The sequence below is a fragment of the Pseudomonas sp. 9Ag genome (assembly GCF_902506445.1).
Classification (GTDB): domain Bacteria; phylum Pseudomonadota; class Gammaproteobacteria; order Pseudomonadales; family Pseudomonadaceae; genus Stutzerimonas; species Stutzerimonas stutzeri_AB.
This window is the reverse complement of sequence record NZ_LR733836.1, coordinates 12,839-34,536: the sequence shown is the minus strand read 5'-3', so window position 1 is coordinate 34,536 and position 21,698 is coordinate 12,839. Positions and strand designations below refer to the sequence as shown.

Genomic DNA, 21,698 nt, shown 5'->3' with positions numbered 1-21,698 from the left:
CTACTCGCGATAGTCCTCAACCGGTACGCAGGCACAGAACAGGTTGCGGTCACCAAATACGTTGTCGACCCGATTCACCGCTGGCCAGTACTTGTGCGCCTGGGTGTGTGAGCTGGGCGTAACGCCTTCGGCGATACTGTAAGGGCGATCCCAAAGATTGGTGACATCGGCCAATGTATGGGGAGCCCGTACCAGCGGATTGTCCTCTGCAGGCCAACCGCCGTCCTGCACCTTGGCTATCTCCGCACGGATGCTCAGCATCGCCTCGACGAAACGATCCAGCTCGGCTTTCGACTCGCTCTCGGTCGGCTCGATCATCAGGGTGCCAGGGACCGGGAAGGACATGGTCGGCGCATGGAAACCATAGTCGATCAGTCGTTTGGCGACGTCCTCCTCAGTGATACCAGTCTGCGCCTTCAAGGGTCGTAGATCGATAATGCACTCATGGGCCACACGGCCGTTGCGACCGCTGTAGAGAACCGGGAAAGCTTCACCGAGACGCATCGCGAGGTAGTTGGCGCTGAGGATTGCAACCTCAGTGGCATCCCGGAGTTGCGGGCCCATCATGGCGATGTACATCCAGCTGATCGGCAGGATGCTGGCGCTCCCCCAGGGCGCTGCGCTGACCGCGCCATTCTCTGGGTTGGGACCTTGCAGCTCGATAACCGGATGGTTGGCAACGAATGGCTGCAGATGCGCCTTGATGCCAATCGGGCCCATGCCCGGACCGCCACCGCCATGCGGAATGCAGAAGGTCTTGTGCAGGTTCATGTGCGAGACATCGGCACCGATGTCAGCCGGCCGCGCCAAGCCGACCTGGGCGTTGAGATTGGCGCCATCCATGTAGACCTGGCCGCCATGGGCGTGGATGGTTTCGCAGATCTCGCGGACGCCTTCTTCATAGACGCCGTGGGTCGATGGGTAGGTGATCATCAGGCACGACAGCTTGTCACCCGCCTCGGCGGCCTTGCGCTTGAGGTCCTCCAGGTCCACATTGCCGGCCTTGTCGCATTCGACGATAACCACGCGCATGCTGACCATCTGTGCCGACGCCGGATTGGTGCCGTGCGCCGAGGACGGAATCAGGCAGATATCACGCTGCCCTTCGCCGCGGCTCTCATGATACTTACGAATGGCAACCAGCCCCGCGTACTCGCCCTGCGCGCCGGAGTTTGGCTGCATAGAGATCGCGTCGAAGCCGGTGATCGTGCAAAGCCAGGCTTCCAGCTCGTCGATCATCAGCTTGTAACCCTGAGCTTGCTCCTGCGGAGCGAACGGATGCAGGTCGGCAAACTCTGGCCAGGTGATCGGAATCATCTCGCTGGTGGCGTTCAGCTTCATGGTGCATGAACCGAGTGGGATCATCGCCTGGTTCAACGCCAGATCCTTGTTTTCCAGCTGCTTGAGGTAGCGCAACATCTCGGTTTCGCTGTGGTGGGTATTGAACACCGGATGCGCCAGGTAGCCGCTGCTGCGTTGCAGCTCAGCCGGAATACCGCTGACGATTTCGCCGCCATCCAACTCTACGACGCTCAGCCCATGATCTGCGCCCAGGAAGACCGTTAGGAGCCTCTCGACCGTCTGCTCGTTGCAGGTCTCGTCCAGGCTGACGCCCAGCTTGCCGCGCCCAAGGATGCGCAGGTTGATCCGAGCGGCACGTGCGCTTTCGAGTATCGCGGTCTGTGCGCCACCGACTTCCAGAGTCAGCGTGTCGAAGAAGTGCTGATTGAGACGCTTGATGCCGCGTTGCTCCAACGCACCGGCCAGAATCGACGTCAGCCGATGGGTGCGCTGAGCGATACGCTTGAGCCCTTCAGGGCCATGGTAGACCGCGAAGCAACTGGCAATGTTGGCCAATAGCACCTGGGCGGTACAGATGTTCGAGTTAGCCTTTTCGCGACGGATATGTTGTTCGCGGGTTTGCAGTGCCATGCGCAGCGCCGTGTTGCCGCGGGCGTCCTTGGACACGCCGATGATGCGGCCAGGCATGGCGCGCTTGAAGGCGTCGCGGGTGGCGAAATAGGCGGCGTGCGGACCACCGTAGCCCATGGGGACGCCGAAGCGCTGGGTCGAGCCGAGTACTACATCCGCGCCGAGCTCGCCAGGCGGTGTCAGCAGCAGCAGGCTGAGCAGGTCCGCTGCGACGCAGGCCAGCGCTTGCTTGGCATGCAGCGCTTCGATCGCCGGACGCAGATCGCGAATTTCGCCGTGAGTGTCGGGGTACTGCAGGAGTGCGCCGAAGACGTCCTGCGCCGCGATATCCTCAAGCGCACCGACCACCAGCTCAAAACCAAAGGCCTCGGCACGCGTCTGCACCACTGAAAGCGTCTGCGGATGACAGTTCTCATCGACGAAGAAGCAGTTGCTTTTGCTCTTGGCCATGCGCCGCGCCAGGGTCATGGCCTCCGCTGCAGCGGTTGCTTCATCGAGTAGCGAGGCGTTGGCGAGGTCGAGCCCGGTGAGATCGATGGTCAGCTGCTGGAAATTCAGCAGCGCTTCAAGGCGACCCTGGGCGATCTCCGGCTGATAAGGCGTGTAAGCGGTATACCAGCCCGGATTCTCCAGCACGTTGCGCAGGATGACGGGGGGCGTGATGGTGCCGTGATAACCCATGCCGATCAGGCTGGTCCAGAGCTGATTCTGTTCCGCATAGCTCCGCAGGCGCGCCAATGCTTCCTGCTCGTCCAGCGCAGCCGGCAGTGCCAGGTCGCCTTGCAGACGAATCGCCGGCGGCACGGTCTGCTTGATCAGCTCTTCGCGGCTGGACAAGCCGAGCGCTTCGAGCATGGCCTGCTGTTCAGCGGCATCAGGGCCGAGATGACGACGCAGAAAGGCGTCAGATTGCTGGAGCTGGGAAAGGCGCGGCACTTGAGACATCACTGCTTCTCTCGAAAAAGGAAAGCCCCGATATGCCGGATTGCTGTGAAAAGCGACTACGCTCGGTTTTCACGCGCCTGCACTGCGGGGCTTTTGAGTTGGGAAGGCTTAGGCTTCGGCGTCGCAGGAGGCCTTGTAGCCCTCTGCATCGAGCAGCTTCTCCAGTTGCGAAGCATCGCTCGGCTGAAGCCGGAAGAACCAGCTGCCATAGGGCTCGCTGTTGACAGCTTCCGGCGAGTCGGTGAGTTGCTCGTTGATAGCGACCACCTCTCCGGAGAGGGGTGCATAGATGTCCGACGCAGCCTTCACCGACTCCACCACACCGGCCTGCTGCCCAGCAGTCAGTTGCTGGCCGATTTCTGGCAGTTCCACATACACCACGTCGCCCAACGCTTCCTGGGCATGGTCGGAGATACCGACGCTCACACTACCGTCGGCTTCGAGACGGGCCCACTCGTGGCTGGCGGCGTAACGCAGATCGCTGGGGATATCGCTCATTCGTAGGTCCTCAATAAAACTGTCGGTTGCGGGCACGAAGCAGGCTTTGCGGCCCGTTGCAAAATTGCAGTCGGCCGAATTTACACCAGTACTTTGCCGTGACGCACGAAAGTCGGCTGCACCACGCGCACGGGATACCACTTACCACGAATTTCCACTTCGGCACGATCGCCTGAACCGGCAGGAACACGCGCTAGCGCGATGGCCTTGCCAAGCGTAGGCGAAAAACTGCCGCTGGTAATCTCGCCCTCACCAATACCATTGACCCGAACGATCTGATGGGCACGCAGAACGCCGCGCTCTTCGAGCACCAGCCCTACCAGTTTCGGCAGATCGCTTTGCGCCTTCTGAGTCTCCAGCGCGGAGCGCCCTATAAAGTCACGCTCCATCGGCTTCCAGGCTACCGTCCAGGCCATGTTGGCCTGCAGCGGCGAGACGTCTTCGGTCATATCCTGGCCGTATAGATTCAGCCCAGCCTCCAGTCGCAGCGTGTCACGCGCGCCCAGGCCGATCGGTGAAATACCGGCACCGACCAACTCGCTTAGAAAGTCCGGCGCCTGGTCGGCCGGCAGGATGATCTCCAGGCCGTCCTCACCGGTGTAGCCCGTGCGGCCGATGAACCAATCGCCGACGGCACGACCATGAAATGGCTTGAGCTCGTGAATCAATGCAGCGCGGGCCTGGTTGACCAGCTCGGAGGTCCGTGCCCGTGCGTGGGGACCCTGGATAGCCAGCATCGCCAGCTCTGGACGCTCGGTCACCTCCACGGCAAAGCCCTCGGCCTGCGCCTGCATCCAGGCCACGTCCTTGTCGCGGGTGCTGGCGTTGACGACCAGGCGATATCCCCAATCGGTGAGATAGACGATCAGGTCGTCGATCACGCCGCCGCGCTCGTTGAGCATCGCCGAATAGAGTGCTTTGCCGTCTTGCCCAAGGCGGCCCACATCGTTGGCCAGCAGACGCTGAAGGTAGGCCTTAGCATCCGCCCCCGCGACATCGACGATCGTCATGTGGGAGACGTCGAAGACCCCACAATCACGTCGCACCTGATGATGTTCTTCAACCTGGGAGCCGTAATGCAGCGGCATGTCCCAGCCGCCGAAGTCGACCATTTTGGCGCCAAGTGCAAGATGCTGATCGTAGAGGGGAGTACGCTGACCCATGGGTTTCTCCTTCCGGGCAGGTCGCCAAAGCGGCGTGTGTAGAGCTTATTAGAGCCGAGCAGCCGGCCCGACGTATTTTGAATGGCGCGCATTGTAGCCCCAAGGCCGTGACAGGTCACGGTGAGGTGATGGAGCGCTCAACCGACTCGCCGGGCAGAGCGCCGAATCAACAGGATGACCGGCAACAGCCCCACCAGCACCAGCGTCAGCGCAGGCAGTGCAGCACGCGCCCACTCGCCTTCGCTGGTCATCTCGAAGATCCTCACCGACAGCGTGTCCCAACCGAATGGCCTCATCAGCAGCGTGGCGGGCATTTCCTTCAGCACATCGACGAATACCAGCAATGCGGCACTTAGTGTTCCGGGCAACAACAACGGCAGATAGACCCGAAAGAACAGCGCCGGGCCGCCGACACCAAGGCTGCGTGATGCCTGCGGCAAGGAGGGCCGGATGCGTGCCAGCGCGCTTTCCAGCGGACCGAAGGCTACCGCCATGAAACGAATTAGGTAGGCCAACAGCAAAGCCCCGAGACTGCCGAGCAAGATCGGCTTCTCCGCACCACCGAGCCAGCCGGACAGCGGCACCACCAGCTCGCGGTCCAGGTAGCTGAACGCGAGCATGATCGACACGGCCAGCACCGACCCCGGCAACGCGTAACCCAGATTCGCCAACCCTACTGCCATTTTTATCGGACGCAGCGGTGCCTGGCGTCGAGCAAAGGCCAGCAACAGAGCCACGGTCACCGTGATCAACGCCGCCAGACCGCCCAGATAGAGGGTATGCAGGATCAAGCCGGTATAGCGCTCATCGAGATCGAAGCGTCCGCGCTGCCAGAGCCAGACCAGCAACTGCAGCACGGGTATGACGAAAGCGCAAAGAAACACCAGGCCACACCAGCTGCTGGCGGCCAGAGCCTTGAAACCGCGAAGGCGATAGAGCACCGCCGAGCGCGCCCGATCATTCGCCGGCCTGGCCGCTCCCCGCGCGCGCCGCTCACCGTAGAGCACCAGCATTACCGCCAACAACAACAAACTGGCCAATTGGGTCGCGCTGGTGAGGCTGAAAAACCCGTACCAGGTTTTGTAGATCGCTGTGGTGAAGGTATCGAAATTGAACACCGCAACGGCACCGAAATCGGCCAATGTTTCCATCAAGGCCAGCGCCAGACCGGCACCGATAGCCGGGCGCGCCATCGGCAGCGCGACGCTCCAGAAGGCCTTCCAGGGAGACTTGCCGAGGACGCGCGCCGCCTCCATCAGCCCCTTACCCTGAGCAATGAAGGCTGAGCGGGCAAGCAGATAGACATACGGGTAGAAGACCAGCACCAGCACGGTGATGACACCGCCGGTGGAACGGACCCGCGGAAAGCGCACGCCGCTGCCGAACCACTCCCGAGCCAGCGTCTGCACCGGCCCAGCGAAATCGAGCAGGCCAATGAAGACGAACGCCAGCACATAGGCGGGAATCGCAAAAGGCAGCATCAGCGCCCAATCCAGCCAGCGCCGCCCCGGAAACTCGCATAACGAAGTCAACCACGCGAGGCTCACGCCGAGCACGGTTACACCCACCGAAACGCCCAGAACCAGCGTCAGCGTATTGGCCATCAGGCGCGGCATCTGGGTCTGCCAGAGATGCGACCAGATGTCCGTATCGATATCGCTCCAACTGAACAGCAGGACGCTCAGCGGCAGCAATACCAACGCGGCAATTGCGAAAGTGATGGGATACCAGCGGCGCTCGACGGGGTGGGACACGCAAGCCTCAACAGCAAAAAAGACAACGCCCCCGGCGTGCGGGGGCGTCGATTATAGCCGTGCTGCAAACTGCAACCCAGCACTCAGATGTGCACAGAGCCTGGCTGGCTGCCTAGGCGGCCAGCCGAGAGCGGCTTATCGCCAACCCGCACGGTCCATCAGCATGATCGCTTCGGCCTGACGCTTACCGGCCACTTCGACCGGGATGGTGTCCGCCTTGAAATCACCCCAGGCAGAAACCTCAGCCGAGGATTTCACCTCGGGGTTTGCCGGAAACTCCATGTTGATGTCGGCGAAGATGTTTTGAGCTTCGGCGGTGGTCATCCACTCGACCAGCTTGCGTGCAGCCTCCGGATGCGGCGCGTGCTTGGTCAAGCCGATACCCGACAGATTGACATGCACACCGCGACCGTCCTGGTTCGGCCAGAAAAGCTTGGCTTTCAGATCCGGGTTTTGTGCATGCAGGCGACCGTAGTAGTAGGTGTTGACGATACCTACATCACACTGACCGGCGTCGATCGCCTGAATCAACGCGGTGTCGTCGGCGAATACGTCTGTGGCCAGGTTGTCTACCCAGCCCTTGACGATTTCTTCGGTCTTCTCGGCGCCATGAGTTTCGATCAGCGTGGCGGTCAGCGATTGGTTATAGACCTTCTTGCTGGTCCGCAGGCACAGACGGCCATCCCAGTTCTTGTCGGCCAGCGCTTCGTAGGTAGTCAGCTCGCCTTCTTCGACACGCTCAGGCGAATAGACGATGGTCCGCGCTCGCAGCGACAAACCTGTCCAGCCATCAGTAGAAGAGCGGTACTGCGATGGGATGTTGTCGTTCACAACCGCCGAGTTCATCGGCTGCAGAATACCCATCTGCTCGGCCTGCCAAAGGTTGCCGCCGTCTACCGTCAGGAGCAGATCCGCAGGCGTATTTTCGCCTTCAGCCTTGATGCGGGCCATCAGCGGCGCTTCCTTGTCCGTGATGAACTTGACATTGACGCCCGTCTTGGCGGTGTAGGCATCGAAAACCGGCTTGATCAGCTCATCGATCCGCGAAGAGTAAACCACTACTTCGTCGGCAGCCTGTACAGCACTCGACAGCGCGGTGAGCGCGAGAACGGCGAGTAAACCTTTGCTTGCCTGCATGGATCAGCCTCTTATAAATTGTTCAAGAGACTGAATAGTATTGAATGTCATTTACTTTCTCAACGCGACAATTCGCGCGCCCCGACGGCGGGGAAACTCACAACCGATCAGATCCGAGCCAGGTCCGGCATGTCACCGCTCAAGCCCAGCGCCTGACGAACAAACAGCGCTTTGGCTGCCGGTAGCGCCTGAACACCTTTCAGGCCCGCATTGCGCAACCAGCGCAGCGGCAGCGGATCGGCCTGGAACAGACGTTCGAACCCCTCCATCGCCGCCATCATGGTCAGATTATGTGGCATTCGGCGCCGCTCGAAACGCCCCAATACCCGCGGATCTCCCAGCTGCGCGCCTCGCGCGACCGCGGCCTGCAGCACCTCTGCAAGCACGGCTGCGTCGAGCAACCCAAGGTTAACGCCCTGGCCAGCCAACGGATGAATGGTATGTGCCGCATCGCCAATCAATGCCAAACCAGGTTGCACGTAACGCTTGGCATGGCGTTGACGCAGCGGGATACATAAGCGCGGATCGGCCTCAACTATCTCACCCAAGCGATATTCGAAGGCGCGACCAAGCGCCTGACAGAACGCATCATCGTCCAGCGCCATCAGCCGCTGTGCCTCAGCCTCCGTGACAGACCATACGATGGAGCACCAGTGTGCATCGCCCTCCCGCTGCAATGGCAGAAACGCCAACGGCCCTTCGTCGGTGAACCGCTGCCACGCGGCCTGCTCGTTCGGTTGGGCACAGCGCACGCTGGTGACTATGGCGTGATGGAGATAATCCCACTCGCGAGTTTCAAAGCCGGCCAGCTGGCGGACCGTAGAATTGGCGCCGTCGGCCGCAACTACAAGGTTGGCGCTCAGCTGCTGTCCGCCAGACAGTGTCAGAGTCCACCCGTCCTCGTTCTGCTGTAGCTGCTCAAGTCGTGCATCGCCCTTGAGTACTACTGAGCCACGGTTCTTCAGCGCGTCGAGCAAAGCATCCTGCACGACCTGATTCTCGACGATATGGCCAAGCACATCGGCGTGCACCGCGGCGGCGGAGAAGTCGATCTGACCGGTGCCAGAGCCATCCCACACATGCATGTCCATATAAGGACTGGCGCGCCGACTGACAATCCCCTCCCAGGCACCCACGCGTTGGAGAATCCGCTGACTGGCAGCCGACAGGGCACTGACGCGAGGCTCGAAGGGGTCCGACGCTTTGAACGGATGCACGTCCAGCGATCCGCCGTCGACCAGCATGATGGAAAGGCCGGAGTCCTGCAGGGCCAAAGCCAGGGTGCTGCCAACCATTCCGGCGCCAACGATGATGAGGTCCGCTTGCATTACTGCTCTCTCCTGCCCGTCTAGCCTGCATACAGTCGGTCCGCTCGCGCGCCAACGCGTCTTCGAGCATTCTACCTCTGGGTTCAGCCGCAGCGGCTGGTCGAAATACTGCTGGTCCGACGTGTCGGTACTTGCTAACGCAGCATACTCGACTCAGTCCTAACGCTCGCGCACGCCCATCCCCATAGCCTGTCGTGCAAACCAGGCTTTGGCGGGTGGCAGCAAATCCAACCCCAGCAATCCGAGATTCCGCCCGGCGACCGATAGGCGCCCCGACTCACCGAACAGCTGGGTCAGTTGATCGGAAAAACCCACCGTGAGTCGCTGATCCGAACGCTGCTGTTGATGGTAGCCCTGCAGCACGCTCAGGTCGCCCAGCGGCGCCGAACTACGCAACAGCGCGACCGCTAGCGCCTCGGTGTCCCGCAGGGATAGGTTGTAACCCTGCCCGGCAATCGGGTGCAAGCTGTGTGCAGCATTGCCCAGCACGACCAGAGCGGAGCGCACCTGTTCTTCCGCCTCGATCAGCACAAGCGGATAAAGGTGCCGCGCGCCAACCTGTTGGAACCCCCCAAGCCGATAGCCGAACGCCTGCTGCAGCTCCTCGAGAAACTCGGCTTCAGGGGCTGCGGCAAGACGCGCGGCATCCCGCTCCGGGCGAGTCCAGACTAGAGCGCAACGGTTATCAGGCAGCGGCAGCAGCGCCATCGGTCCTTCATCTGTGAAACGCTCGAACGCGCGCCCGCCGTGGGGGGTGCCGGGCGTTACATTGGCGATCAGCGCCGTCTGCCCATAAGGAGACTGTTTGACCTCGATACCGAGGTGCTCGCGCAACCCCGAGCGGCCACCGTCGGCCAGCACAGCGAGATCGCAGTCGAGCGTCTGACCGTCAGTCAGCGTTAGCCGATAGCCGCCCGGCACCGCTCGCATGCGTTCGACTTCGGCAGGGCAGCGGCGGGTCACCACATCGTCATCAAGTGCTTGCCAGAGACAGTGACCGATCCAGGCATTCTCCACCACGTAACCCAGCGCTGGCACTTGCTGGCTGGCGGCATCGAGCCGAGTGACAGCTGCCCGTCCGCGGTCGGAGACATGAATATCGGTGATCGGCTCTGCACGCTCGGCGATTTGATCCCACACGCCCAAGTGCTGGTAGATAAGCCGTGTGCCGTAGGACAACGCCGTAGAACGCGCGTCGTAGCTCGGCTGATAGTCGTGGCCCGGCTCGAACGGCTCAATCAGCTCGATTGTCCAGCCGCGCTCTTTAGCGCCAGGCTGCAGCGCCAACGCCAAACTGGCGCCAACCAGCCCGCCGCCAACGATTGCCAGCGCGGCCATCTACGCGACCTCGGCGGAAACCGCCATCAGTGCCTCGATCTCGGCAACCGATTTAGGCACGCCGTTCGTGAGAATTTCACAACCATGACGAGTCACCACTACATCATCTTCGATGCGAACGCCGATACCGCGCCACTTCTTCGCCACATCCTGGTTGTCAGCCGCAATATAAATGCCCGGCTCGACTGTCATCGCCATGCCAGGCTCGAGCACACGCCATTCACCACCGACCTTGTAGTCACCGACGTCATGCACATCCATCCCAAGCCAATGGCCAGCGCGATGCATGTAAAAAGGCTTGTAGGCTTCAGCGGCAATCAACTCATTGACATCGCCATTGAGCAGCCCCAGCTCCACCAACCCGGCGGTGATGACTCGCACGGTCGCCTCGTGTGCCTCATTCCAGTGCTTACCAGGCGCAATGTGCTTGAACGCCTCTTCGTTGGCAGCCAACACCAGCTCGTAAATCGCTTTTTGCTCCGTCGAAAAACGGCCGCTGACCGGAAACGTCCGGGTAATGTCACTGGCGTAGCAGTCGATTTCACAACCCGCGTCGATCAGCACCAGATCGCCGTCCTTCAACACCGCATCGTTCTCGCGGTAATGCAGGATGCAGGCATTCTTTCCGGCAGCGACGATCGACCCATAAGCAGGCATCTTCGCCCCACCCTTGCGAAACTCGTAATCGAGCTCAGCTTCCAGATGGTATTCGTAGAGTCCCGCACGGCTAGCCTGCATGGCACGAATATGGGCACGCGCAGAAATCTCTGCCGCCTGCCTCATCACCTTTGCTTCGTTCGCCGACTTGTACAGGCGCAAGTCGTGCAGCAGGTGATCGAGCGCAACGAACTCGTTCGGCGGCTGCGCCCCCTGTCGAGCCTTGGAGCGGATGGTGTTGATCCACTCCATTAACCGGTGGTCGAACTCCTGGTTACTGCCGATGGCGTAGTAGACGCGAGAGCGACCCTCGATCAGACCGGGAAGAATGTCGTCGATATCTCCGATAGGAAACGCGTCATCGGCGCCATATTCCGAGATGGCGCCGTCCTGCCCTGCGCGCAGGCCATCCCACAACTCGCGAGCCGGATCGCGCTCGCGACAGAACAGCACATACTCACCGTGCTCCCGGCCTGGGATCAGCGCAATCACAGCCTCGGGCTCGGGGAAGCCAGAGAGATACTGAAAATCACTGTCCTGACGGTAGATATGCTCGACGTCACGGTTGCGGATGTACATCGGCGCTGCCGGCAGGATGGCAATGCTGTTGGGCTCCATCTCCGCCATCAGCGCCTTGCGCCGGCGAACGTATTCGGTTCTCGGAATGCGGGTCATGGACAGGCGGTCCTCAATGCAGGGAGGGCTTGGGTGTCGGCGGTACGGGTTTTGCGCACTCGGTGAATAACAGCAAGGGCGCAACGCGCAGGTATTCCATGACTTCCATGTAGTCGCTTTCGCCGTCCTCGGACTCGTCCAGCGAATCCTGAATCTGGGCGATGGCCGCCAAGTCCTGTAAGACTTCGACGGCCTCGCCACTCAGCGCACGGTCACCGGCAACCAGCCCGAAGCCGGCCAGAAAGCTCTGGCACCACTGCCCCAGTGCGAGCGCGCGCTCGGCAAGCGGTGCATCATCGGAGGGCAGCAGCAGGACAATGGCAATGTCATCGCCGGCGAGTTCGCCTTTGACCATTTCCTGCAGTCCGATGAGTGCTTGGCGCACCGGCTCGTCAGGTTCGGCGCCCAGCAGCTCGACAGCATCGATCAGCCAGGCTTCGGCATCGAAGCCAGCGCCGGCGCAGCTGCGCCCGAGCAACAGGCCATGCAGCTCGGCGGGTGTGACGGGTTGGGCACTGCTGGCCAACAATGTAGCGAAAGCAGCGTAAGGCGAGTTCTGAATGGGCATTGGCAGCTAGGCGCGCAGAGGCGCTAATGTCTAGAATGAAGGCCTTGTATCCTAGCATCGGCACACGAGCCAAGACCATCGAAGCCGGCCCACCCAGCGCTCGCGCCATTGACCCGGGAATCCCATGGAAGACGCCGACCTGCAATTGCTGACTGCCAAGCTGGAGCAGCTGATTAAGCGCACCGAGCAACTCAAGGCGCAGAATCGTCTCCTGCGCCAGAGTGAGCAGGCGTGGCGCGAGGAGCGCGCTCATCTGATTGAAAAGAACGAAATGGCCCGCGTGAAGGTCGAATCAATGATTTCGCGCCTGAAAGCTCTGGAGCAGGACTCATGACCCAGCCGAACACCGTTACCGTGCACATCATGGACAAGGAATATTGCATTTCTTGCCCGCCCGAAGAGCGTAGCAATCTCGAAGGCGCCGCCCATTATCTGGACCGCAAGATGCGCGAGATTCGCAGCAGTGGCAAAGTCATTGGTGCCGATCGCGTTGCCGTCATGGCAGCGCTGAACATCACTCATGAACTGCTTCACAAGCATGACCGCCTGGACGCCGAAGCCAACAGTGCCCGCGAGCATGTTCGCTCTTTGCTGGAAAGAGTCGACAGCGCTTTAGCCGCCGATCCAAACCCTACCGGCAACTGATGAACGGGAGCCAGATTGCGTTATAATCCCGCCCACTCCCTGGCATGTTCGCCAGTCTGCGATGACCCTCTCCCGATAAGCAACACCATGGAGGCTACACGTAGTGCCGGTGTGCATGTCCGCCTGACGGAAAGCCTTAAGGTACTCTGTAGTCGCCACCTTGAACTCTCGGGTTCAAGGGCCTACGCGGGCAGCGGCATGCTGGGGAGCCTCATCCCATGATCGTAGCCAAAGGCCTTTCTCGCCCAGCGCTGCGACGTCAGCTGCGCCAGGCGCGCCGCCAACTGTCTCCGACCCGGCAACGGCTGGCGGCACGAGATCTCTACCGTCAACTTGCCCAGCACCCGGTGTTTCGTCGCGCTCGCCATATCGCCTTTTATCTGCCCAACGACGGCGAGATCGACCCTCGCCCGTTAATGCTTGAAGCGCAGCGTCGCGGCAAGGCGACCTATCTGCCAGTGCTCAACGCCTGGCCGCGGACACGCATGGTGTTTCAACGGCTCATGCCGAACGAGCGCCTAAGGCCGAATCGCTTTGGCATTGCAGAACCCGCGTTTCGCCCGAATCGGCAAAGGCGCATCTGGACACTCGATCTGGTACTGATGCCTTTGGTGGGGTTTGACGAGGACGGTGGGCGCTTGGGCATGGGCGGCGGCTTTTACGACCGAAGCCTGGCATATCGCGGCAGGCGCAAAAATGGTCACAAACCGACACTTCTTGGGCTCGCGCATGAGTGCCAGAAGGTGGACCGACTACCGCTAGAACCCTGGGATGTGAGCCTGCAGGCTACCGTGACGGACCTGAGTTGGTACGGGGGATGAGGCGGGGCGGGTGACGCGGAGAGTGTCGCTAGCCGCATCCATGCGGCGGACTCGATCAGCGCTGAAGCTGCTGAGAGTGACTGATCGGAACCATCGAAGACGAATCTCCTGATTGCTCCCAAAGGCCCTGCGTATAGCCGGTAGTAACGACACCGAGGCCAAAGATCAGCACCAATATCCAAAGAATATCTGGCTTGCGTTTCATAGTTTTCGCCTCCCCCTGCCAGGCGAATAGTTTCATTCGAGTCAGTATCGTTTTAGTTTTTCAGACTCGACAATGCCAACCTCAAGCGCGGCATTCTCCGCTATGCACCGATGCCGCGCAAACAGGCGTTGCGACCGGTTGTCGGGGAGTTTCGCTTGAGAACCCAAGATGCAGATAGCAGCGAGCAAAGACCATGCCGTACTGGCTCATGAAGTCCGAACCCGACGAGTTTTCAATCGCAAACCTACAGCAACTAGAAACCGGTCGTTGGGACGGTGTGCGCAATTATCAAGCGCGCAACTTCCTACGAAACATGATCGAGGGGGACCTGTTCTTCTTCTATCACTCCAGCTGCGCAGTACCAGGTATCGCAGGCATCGGAAAAATCACCCGCAGCGCTTATCAGGACCCAACTGCACTGGATCCCGACAGCCCGTATTACGATGCGAAGGCAACTACGTCCAAAAATCCCTGGGATGCTGTGGACGTAGGCTTCGTCGAGCGTTTTCCGGTGACATTGACGCTGCCCCAACTGAAGACGCAGCCGGCGCTTTCGCAGATGCCGCTGGTCAAGAAAGGTAGTCGGCTCTCGGTCATGCCTGTTTCCGAGACGGAATGGCAGGCCGTGCTTTCACTGCGTTGACTAGGCAAGCCGCCCGCTGAACCACGGCTACTGAATGATCAGATTGTTGAACAGCAAGTCGTCGACCAAGGGCTTGCCTTCTTCTTGAGTCAACACCGCCTGTACCTGCTTGAGCGCTTCCTGACGTAACGCTTCCTTGGCTTCGACCGAGCCGAGACTGGCGTCCGTTTGCTGGGAAAACAGTATGACCAGCTGATTCCGAATGAGCGGCTCATGGTGCTTGACCTTGGCCTCGGCTTCGCTGCCGGTCACTCGCAGCGCGATATCTGCCTTGTAGTACTTGAGTTTACCGTCGGAACCATAGTTGCCGACCAATGCGGGTACCAACCCGTAGTAGACAGTCTTTGCAGCTGCGCCCTCTTCGGGCTCAGGGGAGTTGGCGAATACGGGCAGCGCGAGGCCCAGGGCCAGACAGAGAAGAATGATGCGTTTCACAGAACTGCTCCTAGGGCTATTGGCGCCAGCATACCCAGTGATACGCACGGACCCAAGCCCAGCCTTATGAATTGCCATCAGAGCCGAACATGCTCGTTGCGTCGACCGAGCAGCCTTCTAGACTGACCGGACACAACCCAGGCCATGAGTGCCATCAGTCCAGATACGACAATAAAAGGAAACTCGATGAAAGCTGTCCTGTGCAAAGCATTCGGCCCGGCCGAAAATCTCGTCGTAGAAGAGTGCGACAGCCCTCAGATCAAGAAGGGCGACGTGCTGCTCGATGTGCACGCAGCGGGCGTCAACTTCCCAGACACACTGATCATCGAGGGCAAGTATCAGTTCAAGCCACCGTTTCCGTTTTCCCCAGGTGGCGAGGCGGCCGGGGTGGTCGCGGCCGTAGGCGAAAAGATTACTCACCTGAAGGTCGGTGACCGCGTCATGGGGCTGACCGGCTGGGGCAGTTTCGCCGAACAGGTCGCGGCACCTGGACACAACGTATTGCCGATTCCTCAGGAGATGGATTTCGAAACCGCCGCGGCTTTCAGCATGACCTACGGCACCTCGATGCATGCACTGAAGCAGCGCGCCAATCTGCAGCCGGGCGAAACCTTGCTGGTCCTCGGCGCGTCCGGCGGGGTCGGCCTGGCTGCCGTAGAGATCGGCAAGGCAATGGGGGCAAAGGTCATTGCCGCCGCCTCGACTGCCGAGAAGCTGGAAGTGGCAAAAAAAGCAGGAGCCGACGAACTCATCAACTACAGCGAAACCAGCCTCAAGGAAAAGCTGAAAGAGCTTACTGCTGGCCAGGGCGTCGACGTCATCTACGACCCGGTTGGCGGCGCACTGTTCGAGGAAGCGTTTCGTAGCATCGCCTGGAATGGTCGAATGCTGGTGGTCGGTTTCGCAGCAGGAGATATCCCCTCGCTTCCTGCTAACCTGCCACTCCTGAAAGGCGCCTCGCTTGTGGGTGTGTTCTGGGGATCCTTTGCCCAACGGCAGCCACACGACAACGCGGCGAACTTCAAGCAGCTGTTCGCATGGCACGCCGAGGGCAAGCTCAAGCCACTGGTGTCACAGACATTTGCCCTGGAACAGGCAGCCGATGCAATCAATACGCTGGGGCAGCGCAAGGCGGTGGGCAAGCTGGTCGTGAAGGTCCGCTAGAGAGGATTCGCTCGTTGCCCACAGCCGTGCGCAACGAGCGGCAGCCGCCGAATCAATGCGCGGTAGCTGGAGCCTCACCGCCCTGCTGCATGCGGGCCATTTCCTGGGCGTAGAGCGCGTCGAAGTTCACTGGCGCCAACATCAGCGCAGGGAAGGAGCCGCGCGTGACCAGGCTGTCGAGCGTTTCCCGAGCGTAGGGGAACAGAATGTTCGGGCAGAACGCGCCAAGCGTATGGCTCATGGCCTGCGCTTCGAGACCTTTGATCAAGAAGATACCCGCCTGCTGCACTTCAGCAATGAAGGCCACTTCCTCTCCGGTTTTGACCGTTACGGAAAGCGTCAGCACTACTTCGTGGAAATCACCTTCCAACGACTTCTGCTTGGTGTTCAGATCCAGCGCAACGCTCGGATTCCATTCCTGGCGGAAGATTTCCGGACTCTTTGGGGCTTCGAAAGAGAGGTCACGGACGTAGATCCGCTGCAGGGAAAACTGCGCGCCCTGCTCTTCCTGACCTGCGGCGGCACCGTTGTTTGCTTGTTCAGTCATGTGAAGCCTTCTCGCTGTGCATGTCGTATTTGAGTCGCGCCGCCCGTAGCGGAATACTCATCCGCTACCGACAGGCCGTTTTTATCGATTCACGCCTGAAGCATCGCATCCAGGCGGCCTGCCCGCTCCAACGCGTGCAGCTCGTCGCAGCCACCGACGTGCTCGTCACCAATCCATATCTGCGGGACAGAAGTTCTTCCAGCCTTCGCCGCCATTTCCGAGCGCAACGCAGGCTTACCGTCGACAGGAATTTCTTCGTAGCTGACGCCTTTGCGATCAAGCAGGCTCTTGGCCCGGATACAGAACGGGCACCAGGCGGTGGTGTACATCACGACTTTCGACATAGTTATTTAACCACTGGCAGATTTTCGCCGCGCCAGCTGGAAATCCCTCCGGACAGCTTCGCGGCAGTGAAGCCCGCTTTCTGCAACTCGCGGCAGGCCGTTCCGGCGTGCTGGCCCATGGCATCGACAACCACAATCGTCTTGCCCTTGTGCTTTTCCAGCTCGCCCAGTCGGCTGACCAGCTTCTCGTGGGGAATGTTCAATGAGTCGACGATATGGCCGGCGTCGAACTCCTTCTTCGCGCGCACGTCCAACACCACGCCTTCATCGCGGTTGACCAGGCCGGTCAGTTCGCGGTTGCTCAGGCTCTTGCCACCCTTGCGTGCCTCGGTGATGGCAAGAAGAACCAGCAACACCAGAAAGATGCTGACCAGAACATAGTGATTAGAGACAAATTCAATCAGGTTAGCGACCATCTAAAGGGTACCCGGGGGATAAAATGCGGGCCAGTATACACAGCCCCCCCACCGGGCTGAACCCTGCGGATCGTGACGCCTAACCGGCCAACTATTAGACTGGCCGCCTTTTTTCGCGACCTGTGCAAGGAGCCCGACACATGCCCGCCGCGCCCAAACCCCTGGTATTGATCATCCTCGACGGCTTCGGACACAGTGACAGTCCCGAATTCAATGCCATCCACGCCGCCAACAAGCCAGTCTATGACCGCCTGCTGGCCAGCCAACCGCACGGCTTGATTTCAGGCAGCGGCATGGATGTCGGTTTGCCGGACGGCCAGATGGGCAACTCCGAAGTCGGCCACATGAATCTGGGTGCAGGCCGAGTGGTGTACCAAGACTTCACGCGGGTCACCAAATCCATCCGTGACGGCGAGTTTTTCGAGAACCCGACCATTTGCACCGCAGTGGACAAAGCCGTGGGTGCAGGCAAAGCGGTACATATCCTCGGCTTGCTTTCCGACGGTGGCGTCCACAGCCACCAGGACCACTTGGTCGCGATGGCGGAACTGGCCGCCAAGCGCGGCGCCGATAAAATCTACCTGCATGCCTTCCTCGACGGCCGCGACACGCCACCGAAAAGCGCACAGCACTCAATCGAACTGATGCAGGCAACCTTTACCCGCTTGGGCAAGGGTCGCGTCGCAAGCCTGATCGGCCGCTACTTCGCGATGGATCGCGACAACCGCTGGGACCGGGTCGAACAGGCGTACAGCCTGATCGTTGACGGCAAGGCCGAACACCGCGCCGACTATGCAGTTGACGGTTTGATTGCAGCCTACGAGCGCGGCGAGAGCGATGAGTTCGTCAAGGCCACCACCATTGGCGAGCCAGTCCGCGTGGAGGACGGTGATGCCGTGGTGTTCATGAACTTCCGAGCCGATCGCGCACGTGAATTGACCCGCTGCTTTGTCGAGCCTGGCTTCAACGAATTCCAGCGCGCCCGTGTGCCAGCGCTGGCTGGCTTCGTCATGCTGACCCAATATGCCGCGAGCATCCCGGCGCCAAGCGCCTTTGCTCCGGAAGGTCTGACGAACGTGCTCGGTGAATACCTAGCGGACAATGGCAAGACCCAGCTACGTATCGCCGAGACAGAGAAGTACGCTCACGTCACCTTCTTCTTTTCGGGCGGCCGCGAGGAACCCTTTGCCGGCGAAGAGCGCATCTTGATTCCCTCTCCGCAGGTCGCCACCTACGACATGCAGCCGGAGATGAGCGCGCCAGAGGTGACCGACCGCATCGTCGATGCCATCGAGAACCGGCGATTTGATGTGATCATCGTCAACTACGCCAACGGTGACATGGTTGGCCATACCGGTGTTTTCGACGCCGCGGTCAAGGCCGTGGAATGCCTGGATAAGTGTGTTGGACGGATCGTCGAAGCGCTGGACAAGGTCGGCGGCGAAGCGCTGATCACCGCTGATCACGGCAACGTCGAGCAGATGGAAGACGTGATGACCGGACAGGCACACACAGCTCATACGTGCGAGCCGGTACCCTTCATCTATGTGGGCAAGCGCAACCTGACCATCCGCGAAGGCGGCGTGCTCGCCGATGTGGCACCGACCATGCTGACGCTGCTGGGCATGTCGGTACCCCCAGAGATGACCGGACGCTCAATTGTCGAGCTGAGCTGAATCGTTCTAACTGCTAAACGCCACGAGACAAGCACCGATGCGCCCGCAAAGGCGTACCGGTTATCGCCCACGTCATCTGTAGCAGATGGCGTGCAGCTTGCCCGTGCTTTTTTAGGCATACTACGACGGTCGTTGAACTCTCGGTTACGCCCTCTCATGTCCCGTATATTTCTCGTGTTCGCACTGTTCTGCCTGCTTGGCTCAGCCATTGCGGACGAGCGCGCGGATGCGCGCAAGCAGATCGAAGCGGCACGCCAGGACGTCGCAGAATTGCAGAAGCTGCTCAAACAGATCGAACAGGAGAAATCCGCGGTCCAGAAGCAACTGCAGACGACCGAAAGCGAAATGGGCCAGCTGGAGAAACAGGTCGACTCCTTGCAACAGGAAATTGATCGCAGCGAGGCCGAGCTGGAACGCCTCAATGACGAGAAAGCCACGCTTGAAGGCGCCCGTATCGAACAACAACGCCTGATCGGCATACAGGCACGCGCGGCTTATCAGAGCGGTCGTGAGGAATACCTGAAGCTGCTACTCAACCAGCAGAATCCGGAAAAATTCAGCCGCACCCTGACCTACTACGACTACCTCAGCAAAGCCCGCTTCGAGCAGCTCGAAAGCTTCAATGAAACGCTGCGTCAGCTGGCCGGCGTCGAAGCCGGTATTGAGAAGCAGCAGGCCACGCTGGCCGAGCAGCAGGACGGCCTCAAACAACGGCGGGCGCAACTGGCCGAAGTCCGTGAGGAGCGCCAACTGGCGCTGGCCAAACTCGATAAAGACCTGTCCAGTCGCGACCAGAAGCTCAAAGCACGCAAGCAGGAGCAGGCGCAGCTGGAGCGCGTACTCAAGACCATTGAAGAAACCCTTGCACGCCAGGCGCGGGAAGCTGAACAAGCGCGCCAACGCGAACTGGCCATGGCCCGCGAGCGCGAACAAGAGCAGGCGCGTCAACAGCAGGCCGGCCGCCCTAGCCCAGCACCGTCCGGCCCGCTCGTCTCAAGTGCGGGCGGAAATTTTGGCGGTCCTTTCGCCAAGGCCAAGGGCAAGCTGCCCTGGCCGGTAGACGGAAGATTGGTGGCACGCTACGGCACTCCGCGCGGCGGCGATGCTCGAACCAAGTGGGACGGCGTGCTGATTGGCGCTGACGTTGGCACTCAAGTCCGAGCTGTGCATGGAGGCCGCGTGGTCTTCGCCGATTGGTTGCGTGGTGCCGGCCTGCTGGTGATCCTTGATCACGGCAACGGTTATCTCAGCCTCTATGGACACAATCAAAGTCTGCTGCGTGATGCAGGAGACATCGTCAAGGCAGGCGACCCGATCGCCACCGTAGGAACCAGTGGCGGGCAAGAGGCTGCCGCACTGTATTTCGCCATTCGCCAACAGGGTCGCCCGAGCGATCCGGCACAATGGTGTCGCGCTCAGGGATAGGCCAATCAGGCCTTAGCGCGCCCCTCACAACTGGAGTCAGACATGCTGCACCTGTGCCGTTTTGCCCAACCCACCACCCTGGCCCTGACCATCATGCTGGGGATGCACGGTAGCGCCTTGGCGCAGCAATCGCCCCCCGAGATCGCCCCAGAACCGCTCCAGTTGAACACCGCGACGCAAAAAGCGCCTCTGCCACTGGAAGAACTGCGGACTTTTGCCGAAGTACTGGACCGGATCAAGGCCGCATACGTGGAGCCGGTCGACGACAAAACACTGTTGGAGAATGCCATCAAGGGCATGCTCAGCAACCTCGACCCCCATTCCGCCTACCTTGAACCCGATGCCTTCGCCGATCTTCAGGAGAGCACCAGCGGCGAGTTCGGCGGCCTGGGCGTCGAAGTCGGGATCGAAGACGGCTTCATCAAGGTGGTATCGCCGATCGACGATACCCCGGCGTCCAAGGCCGGCATCGAAGCGGGCGATCTGATCGTCAAGATCGACGGCAAGCCGACCAAGGGCATGTCGATGATGGATGCGGTGGGCATGATGCGCGGCAAACCCGGCAGCGACATAGCGCTTTCGCTGGTGCGCGAGGGCGGCAAGCCTTTTACGGTCAAGCTCACCCGCGCCGTGATCAAGGTAAACAGCGTCAAGAGTCAGCTGCTTGAGTCGGGCTATGGCTACCTGCGCGTCACGCAATTCCAGATCAATACTGGCGAGGAAGTGGGTAAGGCCCTGGCACGCTTGCGCAAGGAAAATGGCAAGAAGCTCAACGGACTGGTGCTCGATCTGCGCAACAATCCCGGAGGGGTGCTCCAAGCGGCAGTGGAGGTATCCGACCATTTCCTGACTGACGGATTGATCGTCTATACCAAAGGCCGTATCGCAAACTCCGAACTGCGCTTCAACGCAGACGCGGCCGACGCCAGCGAAGGCGTTTCGCTGGTCGTGCTGATCAATGGAGGCAGCGCCTCGGCGTCGGAAATCGTGGCCGGCGCCTTGCAGGATCAGAAACGGGGCGTGGTCATGGGGACCGACAGCTTCGGTAAAGGCTCGGTGCAGACGGTACTTCCGCTGAATAACGACCGAGCTCTGAAGCTCACCACTGCGCTTTATTACACGCCTAATGGTCGCTCCATCCAGGCCCAGGGAATCGAGCCGGATATTCGGGTCACCCGCGCCAAACTGACGCGTGAACAATCTGCGGAAGGCATTCGCGAGGCCGATCTGGCCGGACACCTTGGCAATGGCAACGGGGGCGAGGACCGGCCCACAACGGCGCCGATCGTCAGTGAATCTCCACGCCCTCAGGATGAGGACTACCAACTCGGTCAGGCGCTGAATCTGCTCAAGGGGTTGAACCTCACCCGCGGCCAGTAGTT

At 60.5% G+C, this 21,698-nt stretch carries 22 protein-coding genes and 1 other RNA gene; 9 read left to right on the top strand and 14 right to left on the bottom strand.

From position 1 onward, the window contains the following. The 9 genes from gcvP to ALTERO38_RS00150 form a co-directional block, all read right to left on the bottom strand. On the bottom strand, positions 1 to 2,877 hold the full coding sequence (gene gcvP / locus ALTERO38_RS00190; RefSeq protein ID WP_159966829.1) for an aminomethyl-transferring glycine dehydrogenase: 2,877 nt from the start codon (positions 2,875 to 2,877) through the stop codon (positions 1 to 3). A 108-nt stretch (positions 2,878 to 2,985) separates the two neighbouring features. Beyond that, positions 2,986 to 3,375: a glycine cleavage system protein GcvH gene (gene gcvH, locus ALTERO38_RS00185; protein ID WP_159966828.1), complete on the bottom strand. Its 390-nt coding sequence runs from the start codon at positions 3,373 to 3,375 to the stop codon at positions 2,986 to 2,988. A gap of 80 nt (positions 3,376 to 3,455) precedes the next feature. Continuing rightward, on the bottom strand, positions 3,456 to 4,538 hold the full coding sequence (gene gcvT, locus ALTERO38_RS00180) for a glycine cleavage system aminomethyltransferase GcvT (protein ID WP_159966827.1): 1,083 nt from the start codon (positions 4,536 to 4,538) through the stop codon (positions 3,456 to 3,458). Between the two features lie 137 nt (positions 4,539 to 4,675). Then, complete coding sequence (locus ALTERO38_RS00175) at positions 4,676 to 6,292, bottom strand: iron ABC transporter permease (protein ID WP_102836583.1); 1,617 nt, start codon at positions 6,290 to 6,292, stop codon at positions 4,676 to 4,678. Between the two features lie 135 nt (positions 6,293 to 6,427). Beyond that, positions 6,428 to 7,429, bottom strand: coding sequence for an extracellular solute-binding protein (locus ALTERO38_RS00170; protein ID WP_159966826.1), 1,002 nt, complete (start codon positions 7,427 to 7,429; stop codon positions 6,428 to 6,430). A gap of 107 nt (positions 7,430 to 7,536) precedes the next feature. Further along, complete coding sequence (locus ALTERO38_RS00165) at positions 7,537 to 8,757, bottom strand: 2-octaprenyl-3-methyl-6-methoxy-1,4-benzoquinol hydroxylase (protein WP_159966825.1); 1,221 nt, start codon at positions 8,755 to 8,757, stop codon at positions 7,537 to 7,539. Positions 8,758 to 8,916: 159 nt separating this feature from the next. Next, a complete protein-coding gene (gene ubiH / locus ALTERO38_RS00160) occupies positions 8,917 to 10,095 on the bottom strand; it encodes a 2-octaprenyl-6-methoxyphenyl hydroxylase (protein ID WP_159966824.1) in 1,179 nt (392 codons plus the stop codon). Next, positions 10,096 to 11,427 (bottom strand): Xaa-Pro aminopeptidase, encoded by a 1,332-nt coding sequence (gene pepP, locus ALTERO38_RS00155; protein WP_159966823.1) that lies wholly within the window; start codon positions 11,425 to 11,427, stop codon positions 10,096 to 10,098. Between the two features lie 13 nt (positions 11,428 to 11,440). Further along, the gene (locus tag ALTERO38_RS00150) at positions 11,441 to 11,995 is read right to left on the bottom strand and encodes a YecA family protein (RefSeq protein ID WP_159966822.1); all 555 of its coding nucleotides are present in this window, start codon (positions 11,993 to 11,995) and stop codon (positions 11,441 to 11,443) included. 124 nt (positions 11,996 to 12,119) lie between these two features. Between ALTERO38_RS00150 and ALTERO38_RS00145 the strand changes: the two genes are divergently transcribed. From ALTERO38_RS00145 to ALTERO38_RS00130, 4 genes are all read left to right on the top strand, one after another. Then, entirely contained in the window at positions 12,120 to 12,329 is a 210-nt protein-coding gene (locus ALTERO38_RS00145) for a TIGR02449 family protein (protein WP_159966821.1), read from the top strand. Beyond that, entirely contained in the window at positions 12,326 to 12,640 is a 315-nt protein-coding gene (locus ALTERO38_RS00140; protein ID WP_046161525.1) for a cell division protein ZapA, read from the top strand. The genes ALTERO38_RS00145 and ALTERO38_RS00140 overlap by 4 nt, the downstream gene beginning before the upstream one ends. Before the next feature lie 33 nt (positions 12,641 to 12,673). Then, positions 12,674 to 12,852: non-coding RNA, 6S RNA (gene ssrS, locus ALTERO38_RS00135), on the top strand. 6 nt (positions 12,853 to 12,858) lie between these two features. Continuing rightward, the gene (locus tag ALTERO38_RS00130) at positions 12,859 to 13,461 is read left to right on the top strand and encodes a 5-formyltetrahydrofolate cyclo-ligase (protein ID WP_159966820.1); all 603 of its coding nucleotides are present in this window, start codon (positions 12,859 to 12,861) and stop codon (positions 13,459 to 13,461) included. Between the two features lie 55 nt (positions 13,462 to 13,516). On the opposite strand, the gene ALTERO38_RS00125 is transcribed toward ALTERO38_RS00130, so the two are convergent. After that, a complete protein-coding gene (locus ALTERO38_RS00125; RefSeq protein WP_045423487.1) occupies positions 13,517 to 13,702 on the bottom strand; it encodes a hypothetical protein in 186 nt (61 codons plus the stop codon). 157 nt (positions 13,703 to 13,859) lie between these two features. On the opposite strand from ALTERO38_RS00125, the gene ALTERO38_RS00120 reads away from it, so the two are divergent. Further along, the gene (locus ALTERO38_RS00120) at positions 13,860 to 14,309 is read left to right on the top strand and encodes an EVE domain-containing protein (RefSeq protein WP_159966819.1); all 450 of its coding nucleotides are present in this window, start codon (positions 13,860 to 13,862) and stop codon (positions 14,307 to 14,309) included. Between the two features lie 27 nt (positions 14,310 to 14,336). Here ALTERO38_RS00120 and ALTERO38_RS00115 read toward each other — a convergent pair whose 3' ends face one another. Beyond that, positions 14,337 to 14,744 carry a flagellar basal body-associated protein FliL gene (locus ALTERO38_RS00115; RefSeq protein ID WP_127840408.1) on the bottom strand — a complete coding sequence of 136 codons (408 nt, stop codon included), beginning with the start codon at positions 14,742 to 14,744 and terminating at the stop codon, positions 14,337 to 14,339. A gap of 186 nt (positions 14,745 to 14,930) precedes the next feature. On the opposite strand from ALTERO38_RS00115, the gene ALTERO38_RS00110 reads away from it, so the two are divergent. After that, positions 14,931 to 15,908, top strand: coding sequence for an NADPH:quinone oxidoreductase family protein (locus tag ALTERO38_RS00110; RefSeq protein ID WP_159966818.1), 978 nt, complete (start codon positions 14,931 to 14,933; stop codon positions 15,906 to 15,908). 52 nt (positions 15,909 to 15,960) lie between these two features. On the opposite strand, the gene secB is transcribed toward ALTERO38_RS00110, so the two are convergent. The 3 genes from secB to ALTERO38_RS00095 all read right to left on the bottom strand — a co-directional run bounded on the left by secB (position 15,961) and on the right by ALTERO38_RS00095 (position 17,215). After that, positions 15,961 to 16,455: a protein-export chaperone SecB gene (secB, locus tag ALTERO38_RS00105; protein ID WP_159966817.1), complete on the bottom strand. Its 495-nt coding sequence runs from the start codon at positions 16,453 to 16,455 to the stop codon at positions 15,961 to 15,963. Positions 16,456 to 16,544: 89 nt separating this feature from the next. Further along, on the bottom strand, positions 16,545 to 16,799 hold the full coding sequence (gene grxC, locus ALTERO38_RS00100; protein ID WP_045423478.1) for a glutaredoxin 3: 255 nt from the start codon (positions 16,797 to 16,799) through the stop codon (positions 16,545 to 16,547). Positions 16,800 to 16,801: 2 nt separating this feature from the next. Further along, positions 16,802 to 17,215, bottom strand: coding sequence for a rhodanese-like domain-containing protein (locus ALTERO38_RS00095; protein WP_045423476.1), 414 nt, complete (start codon positions 17,213 to 17,215; stop codon positions 16,802 to 16,804). Between the two features lie 140 nt (positions 17,216 to 17,355). Here ALTERO38_RS00095 and gpmI point away from each other — a divergent pair, with 140 nt between their 5' ends. The 3 genes from gpmI (at position 17,356) to ALTERO38_RS00080 (ending at position 21,696) form a co-directional block, all read left to right on the top strand. Next, positions 17,356 to 18,891: a 2,3-bisphosphoglycerate-independent phosphoglycerate mutase gene (gene gpmI / locus ALTERO38_RS00090; protein ID WP_159966816.1), complete on the top strand. Its 1,536-nt coding sequence runs from the start codon at positions 17,356 to 17,358 to the stop codon at positions 18,889 to 18,891. Positions 18,892 to 19,047: 156 nt separating this feature from the next. Then, a complete protein-coding gene (locus ALTERO38_RS00085) occupies positions 19,048 to 20,316 on the top strand; it encodes a murein hydrolase activator EnvC (protein ID WP_102836570.1) in 1,269 nt (422 codons plus the stop codon). 42 nt (positions 20,317 to 20,358) lie between these two features. Then, positions 20,359 to 21,696 carry a S41 family peptidase gene (locus ALTERO38_RS00080; protein WP_159966815.1) on the top strand — a complete coding sequence of 446 codons (1,338 nt, stop codon included), beginning with the start codon at positions 20,359 to 20,361 and terminating at the stop codon, positions 21,694 to 21,696. Positions 21,697 to 21,698: the final 2 nt, after the last annotated feature.

What these genes read in the sequence shown, in the direction of transcription:
- gcvP (WP_159966829.1), bottom strand. Translation starts at nt 2,877, where the DNA reads ATGTCTCAAGTGCCGCGCCTTTCCCAGCTCCAGCAATCTGACGCCTTT.
- gcvH (WP_159966828.1), bottom strand. Translation starts at nt 3,375, where the DNA reads ATGAGCGATATCCCCAGCGATCTGCGTTACGCCGCCAGCCACGAGTGG.
- gcvT (WP_159966827.1), bottom strand. Translation starts at nt 4,538, where the DNA reads ATGGGTCAGCGTACTCCCCTCTACGATCAGCATCTTGCACTTGGCGCC.
- ALTERO38_RS00170 (WP_159966826.1), bottom strand. Translation starts at nt 7,429, where the DNA reads ATGCAGGCAAGCAAAGGTTTACTCGCCGTTCTCGCGCTCACCGCGCTG.
- ALTERO38_RS00165 (WP_159966825.1), bottom strand. Translation starts at nt 8,757, where the DNA reads ATGCAAGCGGACCTCATCATCGTTGGCGCCGGAATGGTTGGCAGCACC.
- ubiH (WP_159966824.1), bottom strand. Translation starts at nt 10,095, where the DNA reads ATGGCCGCGCTGGCAATCGTTGGCGGCGGGCTGGTTGGCGCCAGTTTG.
- pepP (WP_159966823.1), bottom strand. Translation starts at nt 11,427, where the DNA reads ATGACCCGCATTCCGAGAACCGAATACGTTCGCCGGCGCAAGGCGCTG.
- ALTERO38_RS00150 (WP_159966822.1), bottom strand. Translation starts at nt 11,995, where the DNA reads ATGCCCATTCAGAACTCGCCTTACGCTGCTTTCGCTACATTGTTGGCC.
- ALTERO38_RS00145 (WP_159966821.1), top strand. Translation starts at nt 12,120, where the DNA reads ATGGAAGACGCCGACCTGCAATTGCTGACTGCCAAGCTGGAGCAGCTG.
- ALTERO38_RS00140 (WP_046161525.1), top strand. Translation starts at nt 12,326, where the DNA reads ATGACCCAGCCGAACACCGTTACCGTGCACATCATGGACAAGGAATAT.
- ALTERO38_RS00130 (WP_159966820.1), top strand. Translation starts at nt 12,859, where the DNA reads ATGATCGTAGCCAAAGGCCTTTCTCGCCCAGCGCTGCGACGTCAGCTG.
- ALTERO38_RS00125 (WP_045423487.1), bottom strand. Translation starts at nt 13,702, where the DNA reads ATGAAACTATTCGCCTGGCAGGGGGAGGCGAAAACTATGAAACGCAAG.
- ALTERO38_RS00120 (WP_159966819.1), top strand. Translation starts at nt 13,860, where the DNA reads ATGCCGTACTGGCTCATGAAGTCCGAACCCGACGAGTTTTCAATCGCA.
- ALTERO38_RS00110 (WP_159966818.1), top strand. Translation starts at nt 14,931, where the DNA reads ATGAAAGCTGTCCTGTGCAAAGCATTCGGCCCGGCCGAAAATCTCGTC.
- secB (WP_159966817.1), bottom strand. Translation starts at nt 16,455, where the DNA reads ATGACTGAACAAGCAAACAACGGTGCCGCCGCAGGTCAGGAAGAGCAG.
- grxC (WP_045423478.1), bottom strand. Translation starts at nt 16,799, where the DNA reads ATGTCGAAAGTCGTGATGTACACCACCGCCTGGTGCCCGTTCTGTATC.
- ALTERO38_RS00095 (WP_045423476.1), bottom strand. Translation starts at nt 17,215, where the DNA reads ATGGTCGCTAACCTGATTGAATTTGTCTCTAATCACTATGTTCTGGTC.
- gpmI (WP_159966816.1), top strand. Translation starts at nt 17,356, where the DNA reads ATGCCCGCCGCGCCCAAACCCCTGGTATTGATCATCCTCGACGGCTTC.
- ALTERO38_RS00085 (WP_102836570.1), top strand. Translation starts at nt 19,048, where the DNA reads ATGTCCCGTATATTTCTCGTGTTCGCACTGTTCTGCCTGCTTGGCTCA.
- ALTERO38_RS00080 (WP_159966815.1), top strand. Translation starts at nt 20,359, where the DNA reads ATGCTGCACCTGTGCCGTTTTGCCCAACCCACCACCCTGGCCCTGACC.